The organism is Halomonas sp. AOP43-A1-21, assembly GCF_052376775.1.
GTDB lineage: Bacteria > Pseudomonadota > Gammaproteobacteria > Pseudomonadales > Halomonadaceae > Vreelandella > Vreelandella colorata.
The window spans coordinates 76,868-101,177 of the sequence record NZ_JBQSWC010000002.1 but is presented as its reverse complement, the minus strand read 5'-3'; the positions used below and the strand labels follow the sequence as shown (position 1 = coordinate 101,177).

Annotated in this window: 20 protein-coding genes; 5 read left to right on the top strand and 15 right to left on the bottom strand. The window is 53.5% G+C overall.

What is annotated here, in order from left to right; genetic code table 11:
* Positions 1-21: 21 nt before the first annotated feature.
* From ACT3R7_RS01800 to ACT3R7_RS01765, 8 genes are all read right to left on the bottom strand, one after another.
* Complete coding sequence (locus tag ACT3R7_RS01800; RefSeq protein ID WP_192537782.1) at positions 22-2,265, bottom strand: ATP-binding protein; 2,244 nt, start codon at positions 2,263-2,265, stop codon at positions 22-24.
* On the bottom strand, positions 2,252-2,767 hold the full coding sequence (locus ACT3R7_RS01795; RefSeq protein ID WP_192537783.1) for a putative pterin-binding protein: 516 nt from the start codon (positions 2,765-2,767) through the stop codon (positions 2,252-2,254). Before ACT3R7_RS01795 ends, ACT3R7_RS01800 begins: the two co-directional genes overlap by 14 nt.
* Before the next feature lie 257 nt (positions 2,768-3,024).
* The gene (locus ACT3R7_RS01790; RefSeq protein WP_496198733.1) at positions 3,025-3,453 is read right to left on the bottom strand and encodes a universal stress protein; all 429 of its coding nucleotides are present in this window, start codon (positions 3,451-3,453) and stop codon (positions 3,025-3,027) included.
* A gap of 11 nt (positions 3,454-3,464) precedes the next feature.
* The gene (locus ACT3R7_RS01785) at positions 3,465-6,065 is read right to left on the bottom strand and encodes a TRAP transporter permease (protein WP_192537785.1); all 2,601 of its coding nucleotides are present in this window, start codon (positions 6,063-6,065) and stop codon (positions 3,465-3,467) included.
* 133 nt (positions 6,066-6,198) lie between these two features.
* Positions 6,199-7,179 (bottom strand): TAXI family TRAP transporter solute-binding subunit, encoded by a 981-nt coding sequence (locus ACT3R7_RS01780; RefSeq protein ID WP_192537786.1) that lies wholly within the window; start codon positions 7,177-7,179, stop codon positions 6,199-6,201.
* 338 nt (positions 7,180-7,517) lie between these two features.
* The gene (locus ACT3R7_RS01775; RefSeq protein WP_192537787.1) at positions 7,518-8,822 is read right to left on the bottom strand and encodes a TRAP transporter large permease; all 1,305 of its coding nucleotides are present in this window, start codon (positions 8,820-8,822) and stop codon (positions 7,518-7,520) included.
* The gene (locus ACT3R7_RS01770) at positions 8,812-9,291 is read right to left on the bottom strand and encodes a TRAP transporter small permease (protein ID WP_193092247.1); all 480 of its coding nucleotides are present in this window, start codon (positions 9,289-9,291) and stop codon (positions 8,812-8,814) included. Before ACT3R7_RS01770 ends, ACT3R7_RS01775 begins: the two co-directional genes overlap by 11 nt.
* Positions 9,292-9,359: 68 nt before the next feature.
* A complete protein-coding gene (locus ACT3R7_RS01765; RefSeq protein WP_193092248.1) occupies positions 9,360-10,370 on the bottom strand; it encodes a DctP family TRAP transporter solute-binding subunit in 1,011 nt (336 codons plus the stop codon).
* Positions 10,371-10,518: 148 nt separating this feature from the next.
* On the opposite strand from ACT3R7_RS01765, the gene ACT3R7_RS01760 reads away from it, so the two are divergent.
* Positions 10,519-11,379 carry a DMT family transporter gene (locus ACT3R7_RS01760; protein WP_192537790.1) on the top strand — a complete coding sequence of 287 codons (861 nt, stop codon included), beginning with the start codon at positions 10,519-10,521 and terminating at the stop codon, positions 11,377-11,379.
* Positions 11,380-11,388: 9 nt separating this feature from the next.
* On the opposite strand, the gene ACT3R7_RS01755 is transcribed toward ACT3R7_RS01760, so the two are convergent.
* The 5 genes from ACT3R7_RS01755 to ACT3R7_RS01735 all read right to left on the bottom strand — a co-directional run bounded on the left by ACT3R7_RS01755 (position 11,389) and on the right by ACT3R7_RS01735 (position 16,089).
* Positions 11,389-11,922, bottom strand: a complete 534-nt coding sequence (locus ACT3R7_RS01755; RefSeq protein WP_193092249.1) for a DUF192 domain-containing protein — start codon at positions 11,920-11,922, stop codon at positions 11,389-11,391.
* Positions 11,923-11,948: 26 nt separating this feature from the next.
* A complete protein-coding gene (gene pyk, locus ACT3R7_RS01750) occupies positions 11,949-13,409 on the bottom strand; it encodes a pyruvate kinase (RefSeq protein WP_193092250.1) in 1,461 nt (486 codons plus the stop codon).
* An 84-nt stretch (positions 13,410-13,493) separates the two neighbouring features.
* Entirely contained in the window at positions 13,494-13,985 is a 492-nt protein-coding gene (locus ACT3R7_RS01745) for an ureidoglycolate lyase (RefSeq protein WP_193092251.1), read from the bottom strand.
* 54 nt (positions 13,986-14,039) lie between these two features.
* On the bottom strand, positions 14,040-14,873 hold the full coding sequence (locus tag ACT3R7_RS01740; RefSeq protein WP_192537794.1) for a bifunctional allantoicase/(S)-ureidoglycine aminohydrolase: 834 nt from the start codon (positions 14,871-14,873) through the stop codon (positions 14,040-14,042).
* 355 nt (positions 14,874-15,228) lie between these two features.
* Positions 15,229-16,089 carry a MurR/RpiR family transcriptional regulator gene (locus ACT3R7_RS01735; protein WP_192537795.1) on the bottom strand — a complete coding sequence of 287 codons (861 nt, stop codon included), beginning with the start codon at positions 16,087-16,089 and terminating at the stop codon, positions 15,229-15,231.
* 110 nt (positions 16,090-16,199) lie between these two features.
* On the opposite strand from ACT3R7_RS01735, the gene ACT3R7_RS01730 reads away from it, so the two are divergent.
* On the top strand, positions 16,200-17,648 hold the full coding sequence (locus ACT3R7_RS01730; RefSeq protein ID WP_226940210.1) for a YfcC family protein: 1,449 nt from the start codon (positions 16,200-16,202) through the stop codon (positions 17,646-17,648).
* Positions 17,649-17,701: 53 nt separating this feature from the next.
* Here the strand turns inward: ACT3R7_RS01730 and puuE are convergent, their stop codons facing one another.
* Positions 17,702-18,637 (bottom strand): allantoinase PuuE, encoded by a 936-nt coding sequence (gene puuE / locus ACT3R7_RS01725; protein WP_193092253.1) that lies wholly within the window; start codon positions 18,635-18,637, stop codon positions 17,702-17,704.
* Positions 18,638-18,902: 265 nt separating this feature from the next.
* Here puuE and ACT3R7_RS01720 point away from each other — a divergent pair, with 265 nt between their 5' ends.
* The 3 genes from ACT3R7_RS01720 (at position 18,903) to ACT3R7_RS01710 (ending at position 22,677) form a co-directional block, all read left to right on the top strand.
* Positions 18,903-19,655 carry an aspartate/glutamate racemase family protein gene (locus ACT3R7_RS01720; protein ID WP_192537797.1) on the top strand — a complete coding sequence of 251 codons (753 nt, stop codon included), beginning with the start codon at positions 18,903-18,905 and terminating at the stop codon, positions 19,653-19,655.
* Between the two features lie 108 nt (positions 19,656-19,763).
* Positions 19,764-21,134, top strand: coding sequence for an NCS1 family transporter (locus ACT3R7_RS01715; protein WP_192537798.1), 1,371 nt, complete (start codon positions 19,764-19,766; stop codon positions 21,132-21,134).
* Between the two features lie 64 nt (positions 21,135-21,198).
* Positions 21,199-22,677 (top strand): NCS1 family nucleobase:cation symporter-1, encoded by a 1,479-nt coding sequence (locus ACT3R7_RS01710; protein ID WP_193092692.1) that lies wholly within the window; start codon positions 21,199-21,201, stop codon positions 22,675-22,677.
* Between the two features lie 103 nt (positions 22,678-22,780).
* On the opposite strand, the gene modF is transcribed toward ACT3R7_RS01710, so the two are convergent.
* Complete coding sequence (modF, locus tag ACT3R7_RS01705) at positions 22,781-24,268, bottom strand: molybdate ABC transporter ATP-binding protein ModF (protein WP_193092691.1); 1,488 nt, start codon at positions 24,266-24,268, stop codon at positions 22,781-22,783.
* Positions 24,269-24,310: the final 42 nt, after the last annotated feature.

Sequence of the window (24,310 nt, the reverse complement as noted above, 5' to 3'; positions counted from 1 at the left end):
CAGGTACTAGCTTTTCAGGTACTAGCTTTGTAGAACGTCGCGCCGCCACCGTTCAAGTTCTGTAAGCGTTCGAGCAGCGTTATGGCGTAATAAACTAAACACGCTGTCTAGCTGGCACGGGGTATGGCCCTCTTCATGGGCTAATAGCTCAAGATGCTGGGCATCATCCGCTAACTGCTCTGCGCCCATACTCAATGATTCACCGCGCAGCTGGTGCGCCAACCGCGCTACCTGTTGCAGCTGTTCATCAAACAGGCGTTCCGATGCCGCAAGGTAAGCCGCCAACTGTAAGAGATAATCGCTTACCTGCTGTTGATAAAGCACCATAAGCTGGATTAACCGCTCATCTCCCAGATTTTCCAGCAGCATATTCAGTGTGTTGATGTTGAGTAATGCGTGCTCTGGCGCATCTTCGTTTAACTGTTCGAGCGACGGTAGCAATAAATCTTGCCTTGACGACAATAGGTGCAGCGTAAGCACGTTACTCAGCGCTGATAAGGAGAGCGGTTTGGTAATATAGTCGTTCATACCCGCGGCAAGGCAGCGCTGGCGATCATTGCCGCCGGCGGTCATGGCCACAATAGGCACCTGAGCCAACCAGCCGCCCTGCTCTCGCAGGCGTTGGGTGACCATCAGGCCATCCATATCCGGTAGCTGAATATCCATGAAAATTAAATGCATCTGCAGAGACTGCGCCATGGTTAGCGCATCCTGACCATTCTCTGCACAGACCACATCGCACCCTAAGCGCGATAACAGGCTCGTCGCTACCTTGCGGTTGACCGCGTTATCTTCGACCAGCAGTAGCGTTGTACCCGCAAAGTCTCCCGCCGGCTCATTAGGCAGAGATGCGGTTTCCGGACTGGCCTTTACAAGCGGCAACTCACACCAAAAGGTACTGCCCTGCCCCGGCTGGCTCTGCACACCTAAACGTCCCTGCATGGCCTCGCTCAACCGCTTGCAAATGGCAAGCCCGAGGCCAGTGCCGCCATAGCGACGTGCAATTGAGGAGTTAGCCTGTTGGAAGGGTTCAAATAAAGTTTCCTGCTGCTCCTCGTTAAGCCCACAGCCGGTATCGATGACTTCGAGCAACAAGTTTTCAACCGTTGACGAGACATGAATATGTATTTCACCGTGGTCGGTGAACTTCGTCGCATTGGCCACCAGGTTCAGTAAGATCTGCCTGAAACGACCAGCGTCAATCATGATCCAAGGGGGCACCAAGGCATCAACATTTACCCTTAATACCAAGCCTTTCGCCTTCGCACGCGGCTCAAAGAGGGCCACTACGCTATCAATCAAGGGCTTTAGTGCCGTCGGTGTGGTTTCGAGTGTTAAGTGGCCAGCTTCAATTTTAGAGAAATCGAGAATCTCATTGATCATGGCCAGCAGTTGGTTGGCGCTGTCGTGAATCGTCCGGGCATAATCTTCCACCTGAGCCGGGCTTGTCGGCTCGCGTAACAGCTCGCTCATGCCGATCACACCGTTAAGCGGCGTGCGAATCTCATGGCTTACCATGGCCAGAAAATCTGATTTAGCGTGGTTAGCAGCCTGGGCTTGCTCAGCAGTAACTTCCAACTGCCGACTTAGCTGCTCCTGCTCGCGCCTAGCGGCCGCGCTTTCACGCATTTCACGTAGCAAGAAGCCTATCACTAACAGCACGGCCAGACTCATACCCAGCAGCAGCGTCATTAAGAGCTTATAAAGCGTACTCAGCCATATGCGCTCTTCAGTGGCGGACTCTGCCAGGTAGCCGTTAATCGTAATTACAAATCGTTCAGTTAACTGCGTTAGCCTATCCAGTGCCGTTTCAAGCGAGCTAACGGGTAGTGATTCAAGCTCACTATACGGCGCAAACATGGTGTCCAGTGTTTCCATTTGCTGCTGTATGTGCGCCATTAATTCACTCGCATCACCAATGGCATGCAACAGCGTACTGACCTCACCCTCCTGAAGCAGCGTAAGGCGGCTGTATAACAGCTCAAAGCGCATGTTCAGTTCATTTTGCACCGGCGGTGTAATATCGGTTCGAGCTGTCGCAAGTAAATGGTTAAGAAGCTGCACCGCATCACGGTCAAGCTTATACACTACCCACGAGGTATCTTCGCGCAGGCTTTGGGTGAGGTTGTCCTGACGCCATGCGGCAAGTGCGGCAACCACGAGTGCTGCGGCAAACAGCAGCACGGTAATGATGGCCACCAGTTTTAGACGCCGGGGATAACGCAGTAGGCTGGGAGACTGCGTCACGGAGCTACTTAAGCGCATCAATACGCATCACCTGCCAAACAGCTCTAAAGCGCATTTTTTCATTTAATAAAGTGTCATCCTGATCAAACGGATACAGCACCCATAGCGGGCCATACTCACGGATAGGCATTGGCGCGTGGTTGCGCTCAAGTGCCAGTATTACGTCATACTCATAAAAATCACTGACAGGAATTTCAGCTTCGTAGCCATTCAGCGCCGCCACCCTTACCATCTCACTATTGGCGCCGACACGCTCCAGCAGATCGCGCATCAGTGGGCCAGAATAATAGCTGACGCCACTGGTCCAGGGCGTGCTCGTATCAAAACCGAACTGGGGAAGGTCTTTCAGCATTGCAAAGTCAAATCGCGCGCCTTCAAGCGCATTCTCTTGGGTAATATCGCCTCTAATTTCTAACAGCGCCGCGCCTTGGGGCGCTTCTAAAGCTGCTGATTCGCCAGCCACTCCCATTTGGGGAATGCACAAAGCCAGCAGTAGCCCTCTAACTAATAAGGCTTTCATCATTATTTCCTCATGGAGCCTGGATCTAAAATGTTGTAAACGAGCCATTAATAGAGACTCTATAAGAGTACGTGATCTCACTATTTAGGTCAGGCAAAACACGAGTTTTTTCATACGTCCGGATAGCAAAGGTAGTTAGCTGTTATGTGTCAATAAATTTAGTTTAACCAACAGGCATCGCCGCGCCTATAAAAAAACCCCAGCTTGGCTAAGCTGGGGTTTTTCAAAGCACCTGCCATTAAGCAAACGATGGATGCTTAACGCACGATCATGACCGAGACCTTGGCATGATGCACCACATGCTCGGCATTAGGTCCCAGCACATAGTCCACAAACTTATGCTTGGTATGCGAGGCCATCACGATAAGGTCGGCATCCAGCTGTTTACCGACCTTGGTGATCGCCTCCCAGGGGGACCCATCAACAATGATGCTCTGGGTTTGAATATCCTTCGGCACATTTTCTTGAATAAACGTATGCTGCGCCTCCTTCATGGCAGCATTCACCTTTTCTGAGAAGTTTTTGGGAAAATAAGCCCCCACCATCGGCATCTTAAACTCCGGCAACACGCTGACAATATGCAGCGATGCACCGAAAGTCTGGCAAAGCGTTACCGCCGTAGGTAACGCTTTTTTCCAGGAGGCCTCTTCGTTCAAATCCACGGGCAGCAGTACTTTCTGGTACATAGCAACCTCCGTTACGCTTTGGCCATTGTGTCATCAGGTTCCTGACGACGCCTACGACGCTGCATAAGGACCACTAAGCCGAAGAGCCCCAAGGCAGGCAACCACATCCACTCTTTGGTCCAGCGGTTAACGGGCGCGAGAACTTCGGTAATTTCCTGATCGAAATCAAAGCCCAATTCGGCCGCGGGGCTACCAAACTCGACGAAATCGACCAGCGTTTGATCACCATCGACATAGAGCTCTATACCCAGATTTTCCAGGCGTTCTTGGCCCGTTTCACCGCTGGGTACCGGCACTAGAATGTAAGTCGACATGGGGGCGCCAAAAGCATCCTCACCGGCAATCTGCACGCGCAGGCTGCTGCCATCGTCCACACGCTCTAACGCATCGGCAAGCTGCGCGGGGGGTACCGACTCATAGGGGTCATGAATCTGATCCATCCAGAAGCCGGGGCGGAAAAGCGTAAAGGCGACCAGCAGTAACAGCAGCGATTCGTACCAGCGGTTACGTGTCAACATAAAGCCTTGGGTGCCCGCCGCGAAGATCAGCATGGCAATCGTCGCGACGATAAACACCACCACGCCCTGCATGACCGTAACATCGATTAACAGCAGATCCGTGTTAAAGATGAACAAGAACGGCAGCGCTGCCGTACGCAGACTGTAATAGAACGCTTGGAAGCCTGTGCGTAGCGGGTCGCCTCCCGAGATCGCCGCGGCGGCAAAGGAAGCCAGGCCCACCGGGGGGGTAACATCCGCCATAATGCCGAAGTAGAAGACGAACAGATGCACCGCAATCAGCGGCACAATCAGCCCGTTTTGCTGGCCCAGCAGCACAATCACCGGTGCCATCAATGCCGATACCACGATGTAGTTGGCCGTTGTCGGCAGGCCCATACCCAAGATCAGGCTCAGCAGCGCGGTAAGCAGCAGGATCATCATCAGGTTACCGCCTGATAAAATCTCAACGACATCCGCCAGCACCAGACCTACGCCGGTTTGCGATACGGCACCAACAATGATGCCCGCCGTGGCAGTTGCGATACCGATACCGATCATATTGCGCGCGCCGGTTACCAAGCCGTCCCACAGATCCAAAAAGCCCTCTTTAATGTCAGCGGCCATTTTGCTACGCCCACGGAAGATGGCGATAATCGGCCGCTGTGTCACCATGATAAAGATCATGAACATGGTCGCCCAAAACGCCGAAAGCCCAGGCGAAAGGCGCTCCACCATCAAACACCACACCAGCACAATAACCGGCAGGATATAGTGCAAGCCCACCATAACGGTCGGCCGGGTTTGCGGCAGTGTAATGATCTTGGAAGTCGGGTCGTCCATTTCCAGTTCAGGGTAGTTAGAGCTGATTTTTAAAAGCCCAACATAAATGAAGACCAAACCCACCGATACCACCCAAGGTGTTGACTCACCCAGCACCGGTTTTAGCCATCCCAAACCATAATAGACCGCCACCGACAGCCCCATTAGCAGCAGTAAGCCGGTCAAAAAGCCAATCACTTTATTAAGCAGTGGTCGCGCCGGGTTACTCGAAGGCAGCCCCGTCATATTGGCTTTCAAGGCTTCCAGGTGGACGATATAGATCAGCGCGATATACGAAATAACGGCGGGTAGAAACGCGTGCTTGATAACTTCTACATAAGGAATACCAACGTATTCAACCATCAGGAACGCTGCAGCACCCATAACCGGCGGCATGATCTGCCCGTTAACCGATGAAGATACTTCAACCGCCCCGGCTTTTTCAGAGCTAAACCCTACCCGCTTCATCATGGGGATAGTAAACGTACCGGTAGTCACCGTGTTGGCAATCGATGAACCTGAGATCAAGCCGGTCATGCCCGAGGCAACGACTGCCGCCTTCGCGGGCCCACCCTTAAGGTGGCCCAGCATTGAAAATGCGACTTTAATAAAATAGTTACCCGCACCCGCTTTATCGAGCAGTGCGCCAAACAAAACAAATAGGAATACGAAGCTTGTGGATACACCTAGCGCAATACCGAAGACACCTTGTGTTCCCAGCCACTGATGATTGATCAAACCACCCAGGCTAACCCCCCGGTGAGCCAGAATACCCGGCATATAGGGGCCAAATAGGGAATAGCCGATAAACAGAGCGGCAACGATCATCAACGGAGGCCCAAGGGCACGTCGAGTGGCTTCCAGCAGCATCACAATGCCCAGTATCCCGATCACAATATCCTGGGTAATGGGTCGCCCCGGGCGTTGCGCCAGGTCCGAATAAAAAATAAACAGATAGGCACCGCAAAACGCGGCTACCGCTGCAAACGCCCAGTCTTGCAGAGGGATACGATCACGCGGGGAGCGCTTTAGCGCCGGGTAGGCCATAAAAGCCAAAAAGAGCGCAAATGCTAAGTGAATGGAGCGTGCTTCGGTAGCACTAAAAACGCCGAAGCCGACAATATAAGGAAGTGGCGATGCAATCCATAGCTGAAACAGCGACCAAACAGCTGCGATACTTACCAGCAGCTTACCGGGTACGCCGTGAGGCTTCCTTGCCCCTGAGTCACTGGAGGCGACCATATCATCCAGGTCGCTTCCAGTGGCTGCCGTGGGTTGTTTGTCATCACGCATACGCTTGCCCTGCCTAATGGTCAGCGCTGATTGTCAGCGCTTTCAACAAGAAGCGCGGACACTCCAGGTGCCCGCGCTTTGCACTTCAAAAACGATCGCTATTGGCCTTGGCTAATAGCGTCATGGCTATGCCTTACTCGATCCAGCCACGCTCACGGTAGTAACGCTCAGCGCCGTCATGCAGCGGGGCGGTTAAACCATCAGAGATCATGTCTTCTTCGTTAAGGTTTTCAAATGCCGGGTGCAGGCGTTTGAAACGATCGAAGTTTTCGAACACGGCTTTAACGGTTTCGTAAACGATATCTTCATCTACGTCAGCGGAGGACACGAACGTTGCTGCGACGCCGAAGGTTTCAACATCTTCATCGTTACCACGGTACAGGCCGCCTGGAATAACCGAACGCGTGTAGTAGGGGTATTCTTCGATCAGGCTGTCGATCTCATCGCCGGTAACAGACACCAGGCGCGCATCAATTGTGGTGGTCGCTTCCTGGATAGAACCATTGGGATGGCCTACTACATACACCATGGCATCGATATTGTTGTCAGACAGCGCAGAAGCCTGCTCTGCTGCGTCTAGCTGAGATGCCAGTGAAAAAGTATCTTCGTCCCAACCGAACGCGTCCATGACGACGTCCATGGTGTTACGCTGACCAGAACCTGGGTTACCAATATTAACGCGCTTGCCAGGGAAGTCGCTGATATTCTCGATACCGGAATCTGCGCGGGCAACCACGGTCAGCGGCTCACCATGCATAGTGAAGACAGAACGCATGTCTTCCCACGGGCCTTCTTCTTCGAAGTTGGCTTCACCATTATAGGCGCGGAATTGAACGTCAGACTGAACAACACCCATGTCCAGCTCACCGCTCTTCATGCCGTTGACGTTAGCGACAGAGCCACCGGTTGAAGGCGCGTTACAGCGAATATTGTGATCTTCACTACCGCGGTTCACCATGCGGCATACCGACTGGCCTACGACGTAGTAAACGCCGGTTTGGCCACCGGTACCAATTGTGATATAGCGCTCTTGGGCGACGGCCGGAGCAGCAAACGTGGCCGCTGCAATCAACGCGCCCGAAAAGGCGGCGGTAGAAAATACATGGCGATTCATAAACACACCTCTATCTTGATGTTGTGAGCGTTATGCGCTTTGAAACCACCTGTCGATCCGTTCCCTCAGGTGAATTACGTTTCAAAACGTTTTCAAGACAAACTGTTATAGCCCGGCATTTGGTGTACCGACGATCACTACTTTAGCGAAAAAAGCGTCGCTTGGCGAAGTAGCTAGCATCAGTGCTGGGCAAACCCTTTCACAGCCTATTGAAACACGAGTTTAACCGCACGTAACGTTTAGCTACCGTTAATGGCTATGCATATTTTGCATGGGCCGTTATTAGCAAAGCATTAGACGATCTATCTTATATTAGCGTCATTTAACTTTTTTACTACTTACACGTTGTAGCCCAGCAGGCGTGGCAGCCAAAGCGCAATCTCGGGAAATATCGCCACTAGGGCAAGCGCACAGCCCATGGCAACCACGAATACCAGTGCCCACCCAATCGTGTGCTCAAGGCGAATTTTAGCGACTTCAGTGGTGACCATTAAGTTGACCGCAACGGGCGGCGTAAACTGGCCGATCGCGATGTTCATCGCCAGCAAAATCCCAAACCAGACTGGATTCCATTCAAAATGCTGCATCACTGGTATCAAAATCGGCATCATAATCAGATAGATAGAGATCGCATCCAGCAACATGCCCGCGACCAGCACCGCGAGCATCACCAGTATCAGCAGCAAAACGCCATTATCGGTCAACCCAATGATCCATTCAGCCAGATGCCGGAAGGTGCCCAGCATCGTGCCAGCCCAGGCAAAAATGCCCGCTAAGGCGATGATTAACATCACCACGCCCGAAATAATCGCCGCTTCACCGAGCAGCTCCCATAAATCGCGCAGGGAAAGCTCACGGGTTAAAAATAGCCCCACCAGGGTTCCATAGGCTACGGCGACCACGGCGGCTTCAGTGGGGGTAAATAACCCCGAACGCAAGCCGCCCAGAATCAGAATGGGCGCAAACAGCGCCGGCAACGCTTCTTTAAACGTGGCCCGAACGCTCAAGCGCGGATTATCTGCCGTAAGCGTGCCGCCTTCCCAACCATTGCGTTTAGCGAAAATCAGCGCGGGCACCAGTAGCGCCAGCCCGGCCAAAATGCCGGGGAACAGGCCAGCGGCAAATAGCGCACGCAGATCGACCCCCGGCACCACAATGGAATACAGAATTAACGCCACCGACGGTGGAATCAGAATGGCAGTCGAGGCGGAGGCCGCAATTAGCGTGGCTGAAAACGGCTTGGGATAGCCCGCCTTGGTCATGCTGGGCAGCATTACCATGGCGACGGCGGCCGCGTCGGCGGGGCCTGAACCGCTCATCCCACCCATTATCATGCATACCAGTACCGCCACCAGCGCCAGGCCGCCGTGACGTGGACCAATCAGCGCCTGAGCAAAACGTACCAGCCGCAGGGCGACGCCCGAGCGCTCAAAAATCAGCCCGGTAAGAATAAACAGCGGAATCGCAATCAAAGGATATTTGGCAATGCTGTTATAGGTATTGGTACCCAACGTTGCCAGCATATCGGGTGACAGGCCAAGCACGATACCTACGGCGCCCGAAAGGGCCAGCGAAAAGGCCACGGGCACACCGGCAATCAGCAGTCCGGCAAATGCCAGAATCATCCAGACATCAGGCGTCATCAGAAAGCTCCCCGGTTAACCGGTCACGGGTTTGCTGCAGTAACCGCCACAGCATGGCGAGCGTTAGCACCGGCAGACAGACCAGATACCACCACTGGGGTAAGCCAAGCCCTGGAGAAAGTGACTGCCACTGGTATTCCTGCCAGGCGAGCTTGCCGCCATACCAGGTAATCAGCCCAAGCACGGTGATACCGCATAACGCCTGAAAGACTATTAACGGCTGACGAAAGCGCAAAGGCAATGCCCGTTCCAGAAAGCCAATACGGATGTGTCGGTTACGGCGCAGCGCTACCGACGCGCCAGCAAACGTCAACACCACCAGTAAAAACACGGAAAATTCTTCAGTAAACGAAAATGAGCCGCCGGTAATATAGCGGGTAACTACATTCCCCAGACTAATCAACGAAATTACGATAAGCGCCAGCGCGCCTATCCAGCGCTCGGGGCGCGCATCAGGAAAGCCTTTCATAAAAGCCTCTTCACAACCAAGTCTACCGGCCTCAAGGAGGCCGGTAGTTGTTCCATCAAAGTCAGCGGTTAGCGCCCGTCGATAGCCGTTTGCGCGGCCTCAACCAGTGATTCGCCAATACGCGGTGCCCATTTTTCGTAAACCGATTGAGTCGCATCCACAAACGTCTGGTATTGCTCGTCAGTAAGCTCGGTCACCGTTACGCCGCGCTCTTGGATCGCGGCCAAGCGCTCGCTCTCCTGTTCACGGGTCATCGCGGTTTCCCACTCACCTGCCTCAAGCGCCGTTTCGCGCAGCAAGGTTTGCTGCTCTTCGCTTAACGTCTGCCAGACTTGCTGGTTCACCGCAAAAATCAACGGATCGTTCATGTAATTCCAAAGCGTCAGATGCTGCTGACCGACTTGGTCAATACGCGCCACGTCAAACACAGAAAGCGGGTTTTCCTGACCATCCACTGCGCCAGTGGTCAGCGCTGGCTGGGCATCGGTCCAGCTCATTTGTGTGGGGTCAGCCCCCAGAGCATTAAACGTATCTTGGAACAGCGGCGAACCCACCACGCGGATTTTTAAGCCATCAAGGTCATCCGGCGCGGCAATGGGGCCACGCGAGTTCGACACTTGGCGAAAACCGTTTTCACCCCATGCCAGCGGAATCACACCGCGTGATTCAATCGCTTCAAAGACCATCTCGCCAGCTTCACCGCCAGTTACTGCATCCACGGCGGCTTCATCCGGAATAAAAAAGGGTAGTGAGAATAGATTGAGTTCCGGTACCTGCGGCGACCAGTTGATGGTCGAACCCACCGCGGCATCGATCAACCCCGAGCGCATTGCAGAAAATTCGCGAGTCTGGTCGCCTGAAACCAGCTGAGAATTGGGATAAACGCGTAGCGTAAGCTCGCCATCACTGCGTTCTTCGACCAGTTCCGCCCATTTTTCGGCGGCCTGCCCCCAGGGAAAGGCTTCTGAAAGCACGGTAGAAACCGATAGTTCGCGTGCTTGCGCAGAGAATGCCGCCGAAAGCAGCGCAGCACCAACCAAACCCACAGTTAAACGACCCATTGAGCGTGTCAGCGTCATTGTGATTCCTTTTTTATCAATTTTTTATGGTAGGCCCGCCGCCGTTTGTAGGCGGCTGCCCCGCTCTATTGTAGGGACTTAAAGGACGAAGGGAAGACACACAAGCTGATATGATGCGCAGAACTTTTCATTCTGATTGGATACTGCCGTGCCCCTACGCGATCTGCTGCTCGGCCTGTTGGTCATTGCCATCTGGGCGCTCAATATTATTGTTATCAAGGTGGGAGTCGCTGAGCTTCCGCCGCTGCTGATGACCACGCTGCGCTTTATGCTGGTGGCTATTCTTCTGGTGCCCTTCTATCCGGTGGCGCGCACCCAGCTACCGTTTCTACTCCTGCTATCCTTTACCTTCGGCACTCTGCACTTTGCCCTGCTGTTTATTGGCCTGGGCCAGTCGGAGGCGGGCACCGGGGCACTTCTGGTGCAGATGGGAACGCCCTTCGCCACACTCTTGGCGGTCATATTTCTTAAGGAGAAGCTGGGTCCCAAACGATTGACTGGCCTGCTGCTGTCATTTGCCGGGGTGATCGTACTGGCCGGTGGACCTACGCTGCCTTCGCCGCTTCCGCTGTCCATTCTACTGCTGAGTGCTTTTGGCTGGGCGGTATCGCAGCTTCTGATCAAACGCGGTCCGGCTATTGCGCCGCTGGCACTGGCTGGGTGGGTTGCGCTATTGGCAGTACCGCAGGTAGCTATTGGCTCTTGGCTGTTTGAAAACGGTCAGTGGCAGGCAATCAAAGAGGCGAGCTGGGTGGGCTGGGGCGCGGTTTTCTACACCGCAGCAATGTCGTCAATTGTTGCTTACGGCATCTGGTACGCCTTACTGCGGCGCCATCCGGTCAACCGGGTGGTACCGATGACACTTTTAGTACCGGTGCTGGCCGTGGGTTTAGGGGCGCTGCTGATGGGCGATAGTCTGGGTATCCATAAGCTAGCGGGCGGCGGCTTGGTGGTAGCAGGGATCGGCTTGATTCTGATCCGCTTTCGCAAACGCCGCCCGGCGTTATAGATGTTTCTATTAATCAGCGGGCTGGCAAAATCCGGCCTCGCCAGGCACTGATACACAATCGCTTACTTTGATACCCCTTGCAGCGAAATAGCCAGCGTTGGTTTCAAGTGCTGAATAATAGGCCGCCCCGGCAGGATACGCGGGGCAGGCGCCGGGGTTATCGGACTCACAGGGCGGCATTGTGTTAATCGCGACAATCCGCCCCTCTTTATCTATAAACGCGATATCCAACGGGATTAACGTACGGTACATCCAGAAGGCGTTGCCGGCAGGCTGTTCGTTCTCGAAACGAAACAACATGCCTTGCTGCTCGGGTAAGTGCTCCCGCTCCATTAATCCCTGCTGGCGCTGAGCGGGGGTTTTAGCTACTTCAACGTCCAGGCGGTGCGGCCCACTTTCGCTATGAATAGCCAATGAAAGCCTGTCGACACTTTCATTGTCAGCCCCCGCCCATGCGAGTGCTCCTAGTACAGTACCCGGCAACAAGGCGGCCAGCGACAAACCCAGTGAAGCGTTGAGCAACTGACGGCGAGTCAGGTTCATAAAGGCGAGTTCCTTTTGTCGGTCGGCTATTCGGCGATCGTCATGACTTTCATTGTATTGGTGCCGCCGTGGGCATTCATATGATCGCCCCGGGTCAGAATGACGTGGTCGCCCGGCTCGGCAAGCTTATGCTGTACTAGTAGTTCTAACGCGCGAGCATTAAGCTCGGTAGCGCTCATCTCTGAGGTATCAAAGGGCAGCGAAACGACCCCACGATACAGCGCCATACGCCGCTGGGCGACCGGGTTATGGGCAAGGCCAACAATCGGCAAACCAGAACGAATGCGCGAGGCAATCAGTGGTGTATAGCCGGATGCGGTCATGCAGGCAATCGCGGCCACGCCGGTCATATGGTTGGCGGCGTACATTGCAGAAAGGGCGATCGTTTCATCGGGGCGGGTAAAGCCTTCATGAATCCGGTGGCCGGACTCTTGTGCCACCTTTTCACGCTCGGCGCCCAGGCAGATACGCGCCATGGCTTGCACGGTTTCCACCGGGTAATCACCGGCGGCGGTTTCCGCTGACAGCATCACGGCGTCACTGCTATCCAGTACGGCATTGGCCACGTCAAATACTTCAGCGCGGGTAGGTAGCGGCGCCGAGATCATGCTTTCCATCATCTGGGTGGCGGTAATCACTGCACGGTTGAGCGAGCGGGCGCGTTTGATCATGCGCTTTTGCACGCCCACCAGCTTGGCATCGCCAATCTCAACGCCCAGGTCACCACGTGCCACCATGACCGCTTCAGAGGCTTCAATAATACCGTCGAGCGTCGCCTCATCGGCAACGGCTTCAGCACGCTCTACTTTGGCTACCAGGCCAATCTCTTTGCCCTCTTCGCCCAGCAGACGACGCGCTTCGAGCATGTCTTCGGCATGGCGCGGGAAAGAAATAGCCAGGTAGTCGACGCCAATCTCAACGGCGGTTTTGAGATCCTGCTTATCTTTATCCGTCAGTGCCGGGGCAGAAAGCCCGCCGCCCTGCTTGTTAATACCTTTGTGGTTGGAGAGCTTGCCGCCCACCACTACTTGGGTATGAACTTGCTGGCCTTCTACACGGGTAACGTCCAGCACGACACGGCCATCGTCCAGCAGCAGCCGGTCGCCAGCGCCTACATCCTGGGCAAGGGTTTTGTAGTCACAGCCCACTTGATGAACGTCGCCTGAATCACTGTCCATTGCCATATCGAGTACGAACGGCTGGCCTTCTTTAAGGCTAACTGCGCCCTCTTTAAAGCGCGCGATACGGATTTTCGGCCCTTGAAGATCGCCTAACGCGGCCACGCTACGCCCCAGCTTGGCGGCTATTTCACGGACCTGAAGCAGGCGACGGCGATGATCGTCCGCCGTGCCGTGGGAGAAGTTCAAACGTACGACATCTACTCCCGCTTTAAGCATCGCCTCCAAAACGCCCTCACGGTCACTGGCGGGGCCTAAGGTTGCAACAATTTTGGTACGACGAAGCGGGATATGTGTCTGTGCGTTCATAATTTTCCTAAGCAATCACGTGGTGTGTCTTTAGCTTATCAGTATAAGACGGCCAAGATGACAACCGTAAGCCGCGTGCACAAGTTATTCGCTTAAATCGACCGTGATTTCCAGCGGATATTCTTCGCAGTTATTGCCCTCACCACCGCGATCAACCACTAAAAATTCGCCCTCGCGCTCCAACACGGACTGAATCGCGTGCCAGGTACCCGCACGATAGTTGACCCCTTGCCGGCCATCGGTGACGAACGCTTTGACGTCCTGCGCATGGATCTGCTCCCCAGGCGGGGCCACCACCACGATAAAGCGCTCCTGATGCAGCGGCATAAATGCTTGGCTGCCTTGGGGATGACGTTCTAAAAAGGTTAATTTAAGCGGCAACGAAACCGGCTGACTGACAAAGATATTAATCAGCGTATGGCCGTTTTCTCCCAGGGTTTCGACCTTGGCTAAATCATGGTGGCGTTGGGTGCGCCCCGCATTAATCGGAAATGACGCGGAAGTACGCGCATCGATGACGTCGCCAAACGGCGCGAAGGCTTCCGACGTTAGCGGCTGGGCAGTCAATGTAAGCATGATGAACTCCTGACGTGTCGGCTTCGCTGCCGCACAGCAACGAAGCCGTCGACCTTAAAGTTTTAGTGCCGCGTGGCGGTTAACGTCTTTATAAAGCAGGTAGCGGAACGGCCCTGGGCCGCCGGCATAGCACGCCTGGGGGCAAAAAGCGCGCAGCCACATAAAGTCACCCGCCTCTACCTCCACCCACTGCTGGTTCAGGTGATACACCGCCTTGCCTTCCAGCACGTAGAGGCCGTGCTCCATGACGTGGGTTTCATCAAACGGAATCACGCCGCCCGGCTGGAAGTTGACGATAGTGACGTGCATATCGTGGCGCACGTCGTTGGGGTCGACAAAGCGAGTGGTCGACCAGCGTCCTTCGGTACCCGGCATTTCACTGGGGGTGATCGCCTGTTCGTTGGTAACGAAAGCCTCAGGCACCTCAAGGCCGTCCACATATTCAAACGCCTTGCGGATCCAGTGAAAGCGCACCGGCGCCTGCGCATCGTTGCGTGCCCGCCACTCAACACCCGGAGGAATAAACGCATAGCCGCCCGGTGCCAGAGTATGGCGCACTCCGTCAAGGGTCAGGGTAAGCTCGCCTTCGACCACGAACAGCACGCCCTCGGCATCAGCCGCAGGCTCGGGCTTGTCGCTTCCCCCACCCGGCTGCACTTCCATGATGTACTGGGAAAACGTCTCAGCAAAGCCTGATAGCGGTCGCGCCAACACCCAGGCACGAGTGCCTTCCCAAAATGGCAGATTGCTGGTCACGATATCGCGCATTACCCCTTTGGGGATCAACGCATAGGCTTCGGTGAATACCGCACGGTCAGCGGTTAGCTGGGTCTGCGGCGGATGCCCGCCCATGGAGGCGTAATAAGTAGGTACGTTTTTTGTTGGCATTGTTTCTCCTTTAGACCATTGATAGATGAGGCTAGGAATGTGTAGCACAGCAATCCAAAAGCTTTAAAACGACCATAAGCATTTATTTTATAAATCTTATTTAAAATAAACTAAGAATAATGATGCTTTTCGGTCGGTTAAATGAACGGCTTGTGTGAGGCATGGACGATAATTGAGCTTGTGCAACATTAGTCCCAATAGTAACGTCTTTAGAAACCTTCGTTCCAAAAACTAACAAACTATACGAAAGATGGCACTTAATACCAAAGCATTTCGCATGGCTTACATAGGACTTTGTATAGGACTTTGCATAGACCTTCGCATCGCCCGATGGGAAAAAATGCACGTATTCATATTAGCTGAGTTCAAGCTCATCAAGTTCTTGATAAAGCTCGCTAATAGCGTTGATACGCACACGTCCCTTGGCAAGCCGCTGGTGGAGCAAGCTATTCGACATCAGGCTGATCAGGCTCATTGCGCTGGCATAGCTGTCAAAGGCAGAAATGCTATCCAAGGGGCACTCAAACCACCAATCTACGTAGGGCATATGAGGCTTTACGGTGGCATCGCCGAACAGCAATACCCGGCAGTCTTTAGCGATAAGCGATGTCAGCAGATTGTTAAAGATCGCGGGGCGACGTCGAAACCCAAACAGCACGACGACATCGTTTTCGCCGAGCGAGACAAGCTCCTCACCCAAGCTTTGATTGGGTTGTGGCGCCAAGCTGACGTTATCGCGGGTCTGGATCAGCTGCTGTCGAAAATGCACAGCAAGAGGGTAGCTGTTACGAAACCCAATCAGCACGACACGGCTTGCGTTATCGAGCGCGTTGACCACCGACTCAAACGTTTCAGGGTCAATATTGGCAAACGTTTGCTGAAGGTTGTCATTTTCGCGCATCAAATGATGCTTAAAGCGCTGTTCATCCGGCTGCCCGTTCCCTGTTACCAGTGGCACTCCCATGCTACGCAGCTGCCTTGCATGCTGCTTAACCACTTGAAAGCTTTCAAATCCAAGCTTTTTAAACAAGCGACTAACGGTAGATTTAGACACTCCCGTCAAGCGCGCCAATTCAGCGGCACTAAAAGTAGCCAGATCATCAAAATGATCAAGTATGAAACTGGCAACACGCTGTTCCTGAGCGCTCAGCTCGGCAAATTGTGCGCCAATTCGCTGGCCAATATGGGGAATAGAAGAGGAGGACTGCGTACCCAAAAAAACTCCTTTAGCGCCTAAACAACACGCAAATTCATTAAGAAACATCGAACAATATAAATGGGCAATAACGCTCACATAACGATAACGCCCACCCATGCGAGGCACCTATGTCCCACAAAATTCAGCGCTCGACTCCGCCTTCACCCAAAAACATTAAGCGAGGATGGTGCAGGGTTCCCGATATCTATGTCATTTTATTTATCTTTATTGCAATCGCGGCGATTGCCACACACTTTGTTCCCGCCGGACAGTTTGAGCGTGTTCCGGGCCCTGCAGGGCGCATAACGATTGACCCTAATTCCTTTCAGTTTGTAGAAGCGTCCCCTGCTGGCATCACCGATTTTATGCTGGCGATCCCCAATGGGTTGATAAGCGCAGGCGAGGTTGTGTTTTTCACCTTTATGATCGGCGGTATGTTCATGGTGCTGCGGCGCACCGGCATTATTGAAATTGGTGTTGATAAATTGACGCGACGCTTCGCCAATCAAAGCCTTCTGATGATTCCAATTTTGATGACGGTATTTGCCTTAATCGCCACCATCATAGGCACCCAAGAGCTGGCGCTGGTCTACGTGCCGGTTATTCTGCCGCTGATGATTGCCTTACGCTTTGATTCAGTAACGGCGGCGGCGGTAGCCCTGTGTGCGACAACGGCAGGCTTTGCTACCGGCATATTAAACCCGATTAACACGGGCCTTGGACAGCAGCTTTCTGACTTGCCGTTATATTCAGGGTTTGGTTTACGGGTAGTCGCGTTCATTGCGGTTCTGGGTGCGGCTATTTTTTTCGTCATGCGCTACGCCCATCAAGTGCGCCAAAATCCTGCCCTGAGCCTGATGCAAAATGATGAAGCAGAAGCGGACAAACGTTTGAGCTATCAGCATAGCATTACGGAGTCAGCGCTAATGGCTAATACGCGACAGAAACTGGCTGCACTGGCCACATTCATCTTTTTTGGCATCCTGGTTTACGGTGTTCTTAAACAAGGCTGGTTCATGCTCGAAATGGCTGGCCTGTTTATCATTATGGGCGTGGTCGTAGGCTTAATTGCGGGCCTTACGACCGATGATATTTGTGAAGGCTTTAACAAAGGTTTTCGGGATGTTCTTGTAGGTGCCATGATTGCGGGGATCGCCCGAGGCGTTGCGGTCATGTTAGAGCAAGGCCAGATCATGGATACGCTAGTGTATGGCCTGGGCAACCTAGTCGGCGAGCTGCCGACGATTCTGTCGGCTATTGGCATGTACTTTGCTCAGCTGCTGTTCAATTTTGTGGTGCCTTCAGGCAGTGGCCAAGCACTTGTCACCATGCCCATTATGGCACCGCTTTCCGATATTATTGGCGTTACCCGTCAAACCGCCGTGCTGGCGTTCCAGCTTGGCGACGGCATGGGGAATATTCTTTATCCCACGTCAGGCTATTTCATGGCGACGTTAGCGCTTGCTGGCGTTTCCTGGCAAAAGTGGGTGAAGTTCTTTTTCCCGCTTTTCTGCGTCTGGGTATTAATCGCGCTAGGCTTTCTCATCTTTGCTCAGGCGGTGCAGTGGGTAGGCTAAAAAGTTAAGCTTTTTTAATCCCCCTTTCTTAGCTCAGAAAGGGGGATTAAAGCTCAAACAGGTGCCGGGTGATGCGCTGCCCAATGGCGGGCAATATCCACCCTGCGCGCTACCCAAACCCGATCATGGGTTTCGATATAGTCTAAAAAGCGCTGCAGGGCGCGAAAACGTCCTGGACGCCCGAGCAAACGGCAATGCATACCGATGGAAAGCATTTTGGGCGCTTCTTCACCTTCTGCATACAGAACATCAAAGGCATCGCGCAGATAGGTAAAGAAATGGTCGGCCGTATTGAAGCCTTGTGGCGCGGCGAAGCGCATGTCATTGGTATCCAGCGTATAGGGCACGATAAGGTGGGGGTGCTCGCTGCCCTGGCTATCAGTAACCTTCGTCCAGAACGGCAGGTCATCCCCGTAGTAATCGCTGTCATATAAAAAACCGCCTTCATCCAGCAGCAGCTTGCGGGTATTGGGGCTATCCCGCCCGGTATACCAGCCTTCGGGCTTTTCGCCGTAAAGACGTTGGAAAACCTCTAGCGCTTTTTGCAAATGCTCGCGCTCAATATGCTCGGGCACTTCCTGATAGTGGATCCAACGATAGCCATGGCAGGCAATTTCATGACCCAGCTCTTTGAACGCCTGTGCGACATCAGGGTTACGCTCTAAGGCCATTGCCACCCCAAAAATCGTCAGCGGCAGCCCGCGTCGCTCAAATTCACGCAAAATCCGCCATACGCCTGCCCGGGAGCCGTATTCATAAATCGACTCCATGCTTAAGTGGCGGTCCGGGTAGGCGGCAGCGCCAATTATCTCCGATAAAAACTGCTCTGAAGCGTTATCTCCATGCAGAACGCTGTTTTCACCGCCCTCTTCATAGTTAAGTACAAATTGAACGGCGATTTTGGCCTTGCCCGGCCAGTTAGCGTGAGGCGGCGTACGTCCATAGCCCATTAAATCACGCGGATAGGTAGGGTGAGTCGTCAACGTCATAGAGCAGATCCTTACCGGTAATCGCTGAGCGTATAAGCCCAAGAATGCCATCAATATTTGTATACAAAGTAGCCAGATTATTAGCCAATCGCAATACAACCTTAATACACCGAATCCCACTTTATTAGCAACCAAGGAGCAAAACTGAACGATTGGTCAACCTCCTTAGCCTTTTTAATGAGCTTAAAGGCCTTGCTCTTGGTGATAAATCAACCTATTTTCGTATACAAGATATTTTGATTTGTTTACCTGTGGATCGCTTATCGTGCATATACATATTATTAACCCCAATACCACGGCATCGATGACGCAAGCCATTCATCATGCCGCTGAGCGTCAAGCTTCAACAGGCACTCGCCTAACCGCTTCCCAACCAGAGTCTGGGCCGGTCTCCATCGAAAGTCACTTTGATGAAGTCGTCAGCGCGGTAGGTGTGGCTCAAGAGGTGTTGAAAGGCGAACGCGAAGGAGGCATTGATGCCTATATCGTGGCCTGTTTTGGCGATCCTGGACTGCTTGCTGCCCGTGAGCTAACTCGCGCACCGGTGATTGGTATTGCAGAAGCCGCCTTTCATCTGGCGACGCTGATTAGCACTCGCTTTTCGATTGTGACAACGCTCAGCCGCACCGGGATTATTGCCGAACACCTGCTGGAGCAGTATGGCTTTCGCCATCACTGCCGACGTATTCGTGCCGCGGAGATCCCGGTACTCGATCTTGAGCATCATCCAGAGGTCGCATTTCAGCGTATTGTTGAAGAGTGCTGCCGCGCTCGGGATGAAGACGATATCGGCGCGATTGTTTTGGGTTGCGGAGGGATGGCAAATCTTACCCAGGAAATTAGCCACGAAGTGGGCATTCCGGTGGTTGAAGGTGTGAGTGCTGCTTTAAAGCTTGCCGAATCGTTAGTAAGCCTGGGGCTACATACCAGTAAACACGGTGATCTTGCCTATCCGCGCCCCAAACCCTTTACCGGTCAGTTTGCTGCGTTATCAGATCTCCACTTACCACTTAAATAACGACTTAATAATAGAAACAGAACGTCCAGTAGCACGCCATGCCGCAAGCGTCTTTCAGGTTAAAGCCTGAGATACCAACAATACTCATAATCTTGCGAGGACGACATCATGAGCATTTCAACATCTGCTCTAGCGTCAGAGGAACCATCCGCTGCGAACGCAGCGTTAGGCACGAAAAGTTTAGGGGCTGAGAGCCTGGCTCCACAACACACCCGGATTATGGGACGAGGTTCCTATTTTCTAGCGTGGTTTGGCGGCTGCGTATCCATTGGCACCTTCGCCATGGGGTCAAGCGTGGTGGGTACGTTAAACCTGTTGCAGGCAACACTTGCCATTGCGATTGGCTGTTTTGTGATTGGCATTGCGCTCGCGATCAACGGCGCAGCGGGCTACAAGTACGGCATTCCGTTTATGGTGCAAGCGCGCAGCGCCTTTGGGTTTACCGGAACTCGCATCCCCGGCCTGGTTCGCGCACTACCTGCCGTGGTGTGGTACGGCTTTCAAAGTTGGATTGGTGCGGGGGCACTCAACATGGTGTCGGCCACCCTGTTCGGCTTTGATAATCTGGTGTTTTACTTTATTACCTTCCAGTTCCTGCAAATTGGCCTTTCCGTCATGGGCTTTCAGGGTATTAAGTGGCTGGAGAATATCGGCAGCGCGTTTATCTTGGGCTCGCTGATGTACATGTTCTACGCCACGGTGCAGCGCTATGGCGATGAGCTATCTACCAGCCTCTTCACCATGGAAGGCTCATGGGGCATGCCGTTCTGGAGTGCCACCATGCTGTTTTTAGGCATCTATAGCACCATGATGCTTAACGTTAGCGACTACTCTCGCGAGCACAAAAAAGGCACCGGAAAAGGTCTGCTTACCACTATTTATGCGATGTCGATTCTACCCTGCACGCTGTTTATGGGCCTGATTGGCTATATGGTATCAGAGGCGACCGGCACGGCAGACCCCATTCAGGTGTTTGCCAACGCGGTCGATAACACCCCGCTTTTAATGATCACCCTGCTGTTTATTGCCTTTGCTCAGGTTACCACCAACGTACTTAATAATGTGGTGCCGCCCACTTACGTGCTCATGGACGTGTTCAAGATTAAATTTCCGATTGCCACCGTGATCGTGGGTTTACTCGCCTTTGCCACCTTCCCCTGGAAGTTGGTTCAGCCCGGATCGGCGGCTGGTTTGCAGATGTTTGTGCAAACCTACTCGGCATTTCTTGGCCCCATCTTTGCCATTTTAGTGGTCGATTACTACATCATCCGCCGCCGCACTCTGGATATAAGCAAACTCTACGATCCTACCGGTCCTTATCAAGGGGTTAACAAAGCGGCGCTTATCGCTACGGCGGTAGGTATCGTCGCAGCGCTCTCGTTCTCAACGGTTTCATGGTATGCAAGCTTAATTCCAGCCGGGGTGACCTATTACCTGTTAATGAAGCACTGGGCTCCTTGCCAGCGTTTTACACAATAACTTCTTCCAAGCAACGGCTACACACGTGTAGCCGTGCTAGCGACTAATGCAAAGAGAGTCTGTCATGCATGAGCAACCGTCTAACAGCGACCTCGATATAAAGCAGATCGACCCAACGCTTTATAACGAAGACCTGGCCCCTTTAAAACCACAGCAGCGTAACTGGGGCGCGTTTGAAATCTTTAATGTGTGGTCCAACGATATTCAGAGCCTGTTTGGCTACACCCTGGCGGCATCGTTGTTCCTCACCTATGGCTTGAACGGCTGGGCAGTGATGACAGCGATTATTCTTGCCGGCGTAATCGTAATGTTTTTGGTAAATCTAACGGGCAAACCAAGCGTAAAGTACGGCATTCCCTTTCCGGTCATGGTGCGTGCCAGCATGGGCGTACGCGGCGCCAACCTACCCGCCATGCTACGCGCGATTGTGGGTATTTTTTGGTACGGCGTGCAGACCTATTTCGCATCGACGGCAGTCGCCCTGCTAATCACTGCTTTTATCGGTGCGGGCAGCGGCGCGACCTTTCTGGGTCTTTCAGGTGTTGCGTGGATATCCTTTGTAATCGTATGGCTTTTTCAAATTGCGATTTTTCTGCAAGGTATTGACCGTATTAAGCATTTTTTGAACTTAGCAGGTCCGTTGGTTTACGTGGTAATGCTAGTGCTGATGGGTATTGTTTGGTACCAGGCGGGAGATGAACTGTTACCCGCGATTGGTACTATCTTTAGCGGCAGCGGTGAGCAAGACGTTAGCACCGTGGGGGCATTTCTTGCCATTGTAGGCACCATGGTGGCCTACTTTGCGGCAGTGGTTATCAACTTTGGCGACTTCACACGCTTTGTAAAAACCGAACGCCAAATGAAGCTGGGCAACCTGCTTGGGCTGCCGCTTAACGTGGCGTTTTTCTCATTTATCGCTCTCATTATCACCGCAGGTACCCTGGTACTGTTTGGCGAGGCGCTAACTAACCCCGCCGATATTGTTGAGCGCGTGGATTCGCTACCGCTGACCATTATCGCCGCTCTTACCTTCTTTGCCGCTACCGTGGGGATTAATCTAGTCGCTAACTTTATTCCGCCCGCTTATGATCTGGCGAATCTATTTCCCAGCAAAATCAGCTTTAAGACAGGCGGCCTAATTACTGCCGTTATCGCCTTCTTTGTGGGTGCGCTGTGGGTCTCGGTGATTAGTCAGATTGGCGTACCCGGCTTTGTGAACGCCCTGGGCGCTATCGTTGCACCGTTCTACGGCATTATTGTGGTGGATTACTATCTGATTAAGCGTCAGCACTTAAATATGCAGGAGCTCTTTTCCTCAGCCCCCAGCAGCGCGTATTACTATGTGAACGGCTGGAATAGCCGCGCCCTGATCGCCTTTGGCGCCGCTGCACTGTTCTCGCTTTCTACGGTATTAGTACCCGCCCTCTCAAGCCTGGATGGCTACGGTTGGCTAATTGGCGCAGGACTAGGAGGCGCGTTTTACTTTGGCTTGATACGACAGTTTAAGGCAGCGCCCACCTTTACCGAGCAGAAGGCAAGTTGAGATAAGGGAGCTTTAACTGACCGTTCAGACGATTTGAAAGCGCCACCGGCTGAGTGCCGATGGCGCTTTTTTAGTGCACAAGCGGCTACGAAAAAGCCGTAGTCTAGTGGTTTTTATCAAGCGTCAAATGGTTGTCTATCTCCTTTATCCGGTCTTCGGTGTGGTGATTGACGTAGAGCACCGTGGTTTCGTTACCTTCACAGATTTTCTCGATCAGCGCGAGCACGAGCTGGCGGTTCATGTCGTCAAGGCCCAGGCACGGCTCGTCGAGTATCAGAAGCGGCGGGTGCTTGACCATGGCGCGGGCGATCAGCAAGAGCCGCTGGTCGCCGTAGGAGAGCTTGTTGAACGGCTGGTCGGCGCGCGCCTGCATACCCAGTAGCGCGAGCCACTGATCGGCAATCTTCTTCTGATGGTCGGTGGACTTGGTGTACACGCCGATACTGTCGAAGAAGCCCGAAATGATCACGTTTCTGCAACTGGTGCTGACGCGATACTCCCACTGCAGGGCCGTGGAGACGTAGCCGATGAACTGCTTGATCTGCCAGATACTTTCGCCATTACCGCGCTGAAATCCAAACACGAAAATATCGTTGGTGTAGCACTGCGGATGATCTCCCGTGATCAGGGACAGCACGCAGGTCTTGCCACTGCCGTTCGGGCCGCTCAGCTGCCAGTGCTGGCCGCGCTCGATCGTCCAGTCGAGCCTATCGACAATCAGGGTATCGCCGTAGCGGATCGTCGCCTGGGTAAGCTTCACCAGCGGCTGGCTCGGGTCGAGCACGGGCAGCCGGCTTGCAGGGTCGGCTTCGGGCACGCGCAGGTCAGTGGTCTTCAAATGCAGCAGCTGGTAAAGCTCGTTGAAGGCGGCTTCGTCCTGTCGGTCTACCGTGAACGCTAGGCGGCCTCCTTCTCTGCGCTTTTTACTGCCCTTGACCGGGTCAGGACGATCCTTATCCAGGTAAGCCACGTGGGTAATGAAATCCGGCATTTCGTCGAAGCGGTTGAGCACCAGTACCATGGGGACGTGGTCGACGATAGCGGCGAGGTGCGCCTGAAGCATGGCGAGCGTGTCGACGTCCAGGCCATCGAACGGCTCGTCCAGAATCAGCAGGTCCGGCTGGTTGGCCAGTGCGCGAATCAGCATGACCTTGCGGGTTTCGCCCGTGGAAAGCTTGCGAAAAGCACGATCAAGCAGTTTAGTGATCCCGAATTTTTCGACCAGATCATTGGCAAGCTCGGCGTCCCGGCAGTACTCAAAAATCATTTCCCTGACCGGCGTGCCGAGCGATATCACATCCATGATATCGGCATCGTCCTTTTTAAGCTCGGCGGCGATAAGCTCAGCCTGCGCTTCGAAAGAGACCAGCCCGACGCGCTCGGGTAGCCCTTCGACGGTGCCCGCTTCAAGCTTACCTATACCTGCCAGCGCCGCCGCCAGCGCCGACTTGCCGGAGCCGTTAGCGCCGGTGATCACCCAGTGCTGGTCGGGTTCGATGGTCCAGTCAATCTCGCTCAGGGTGAAGCGATCCTCGAAACTGATCGTCGCACTGTTTAACTGAATACTCGCCAGACGGGTCGAGGGCACCATGCACGTGCTCCTTGCAGGTTGAAAAAGGAGAGACGAAAAAGC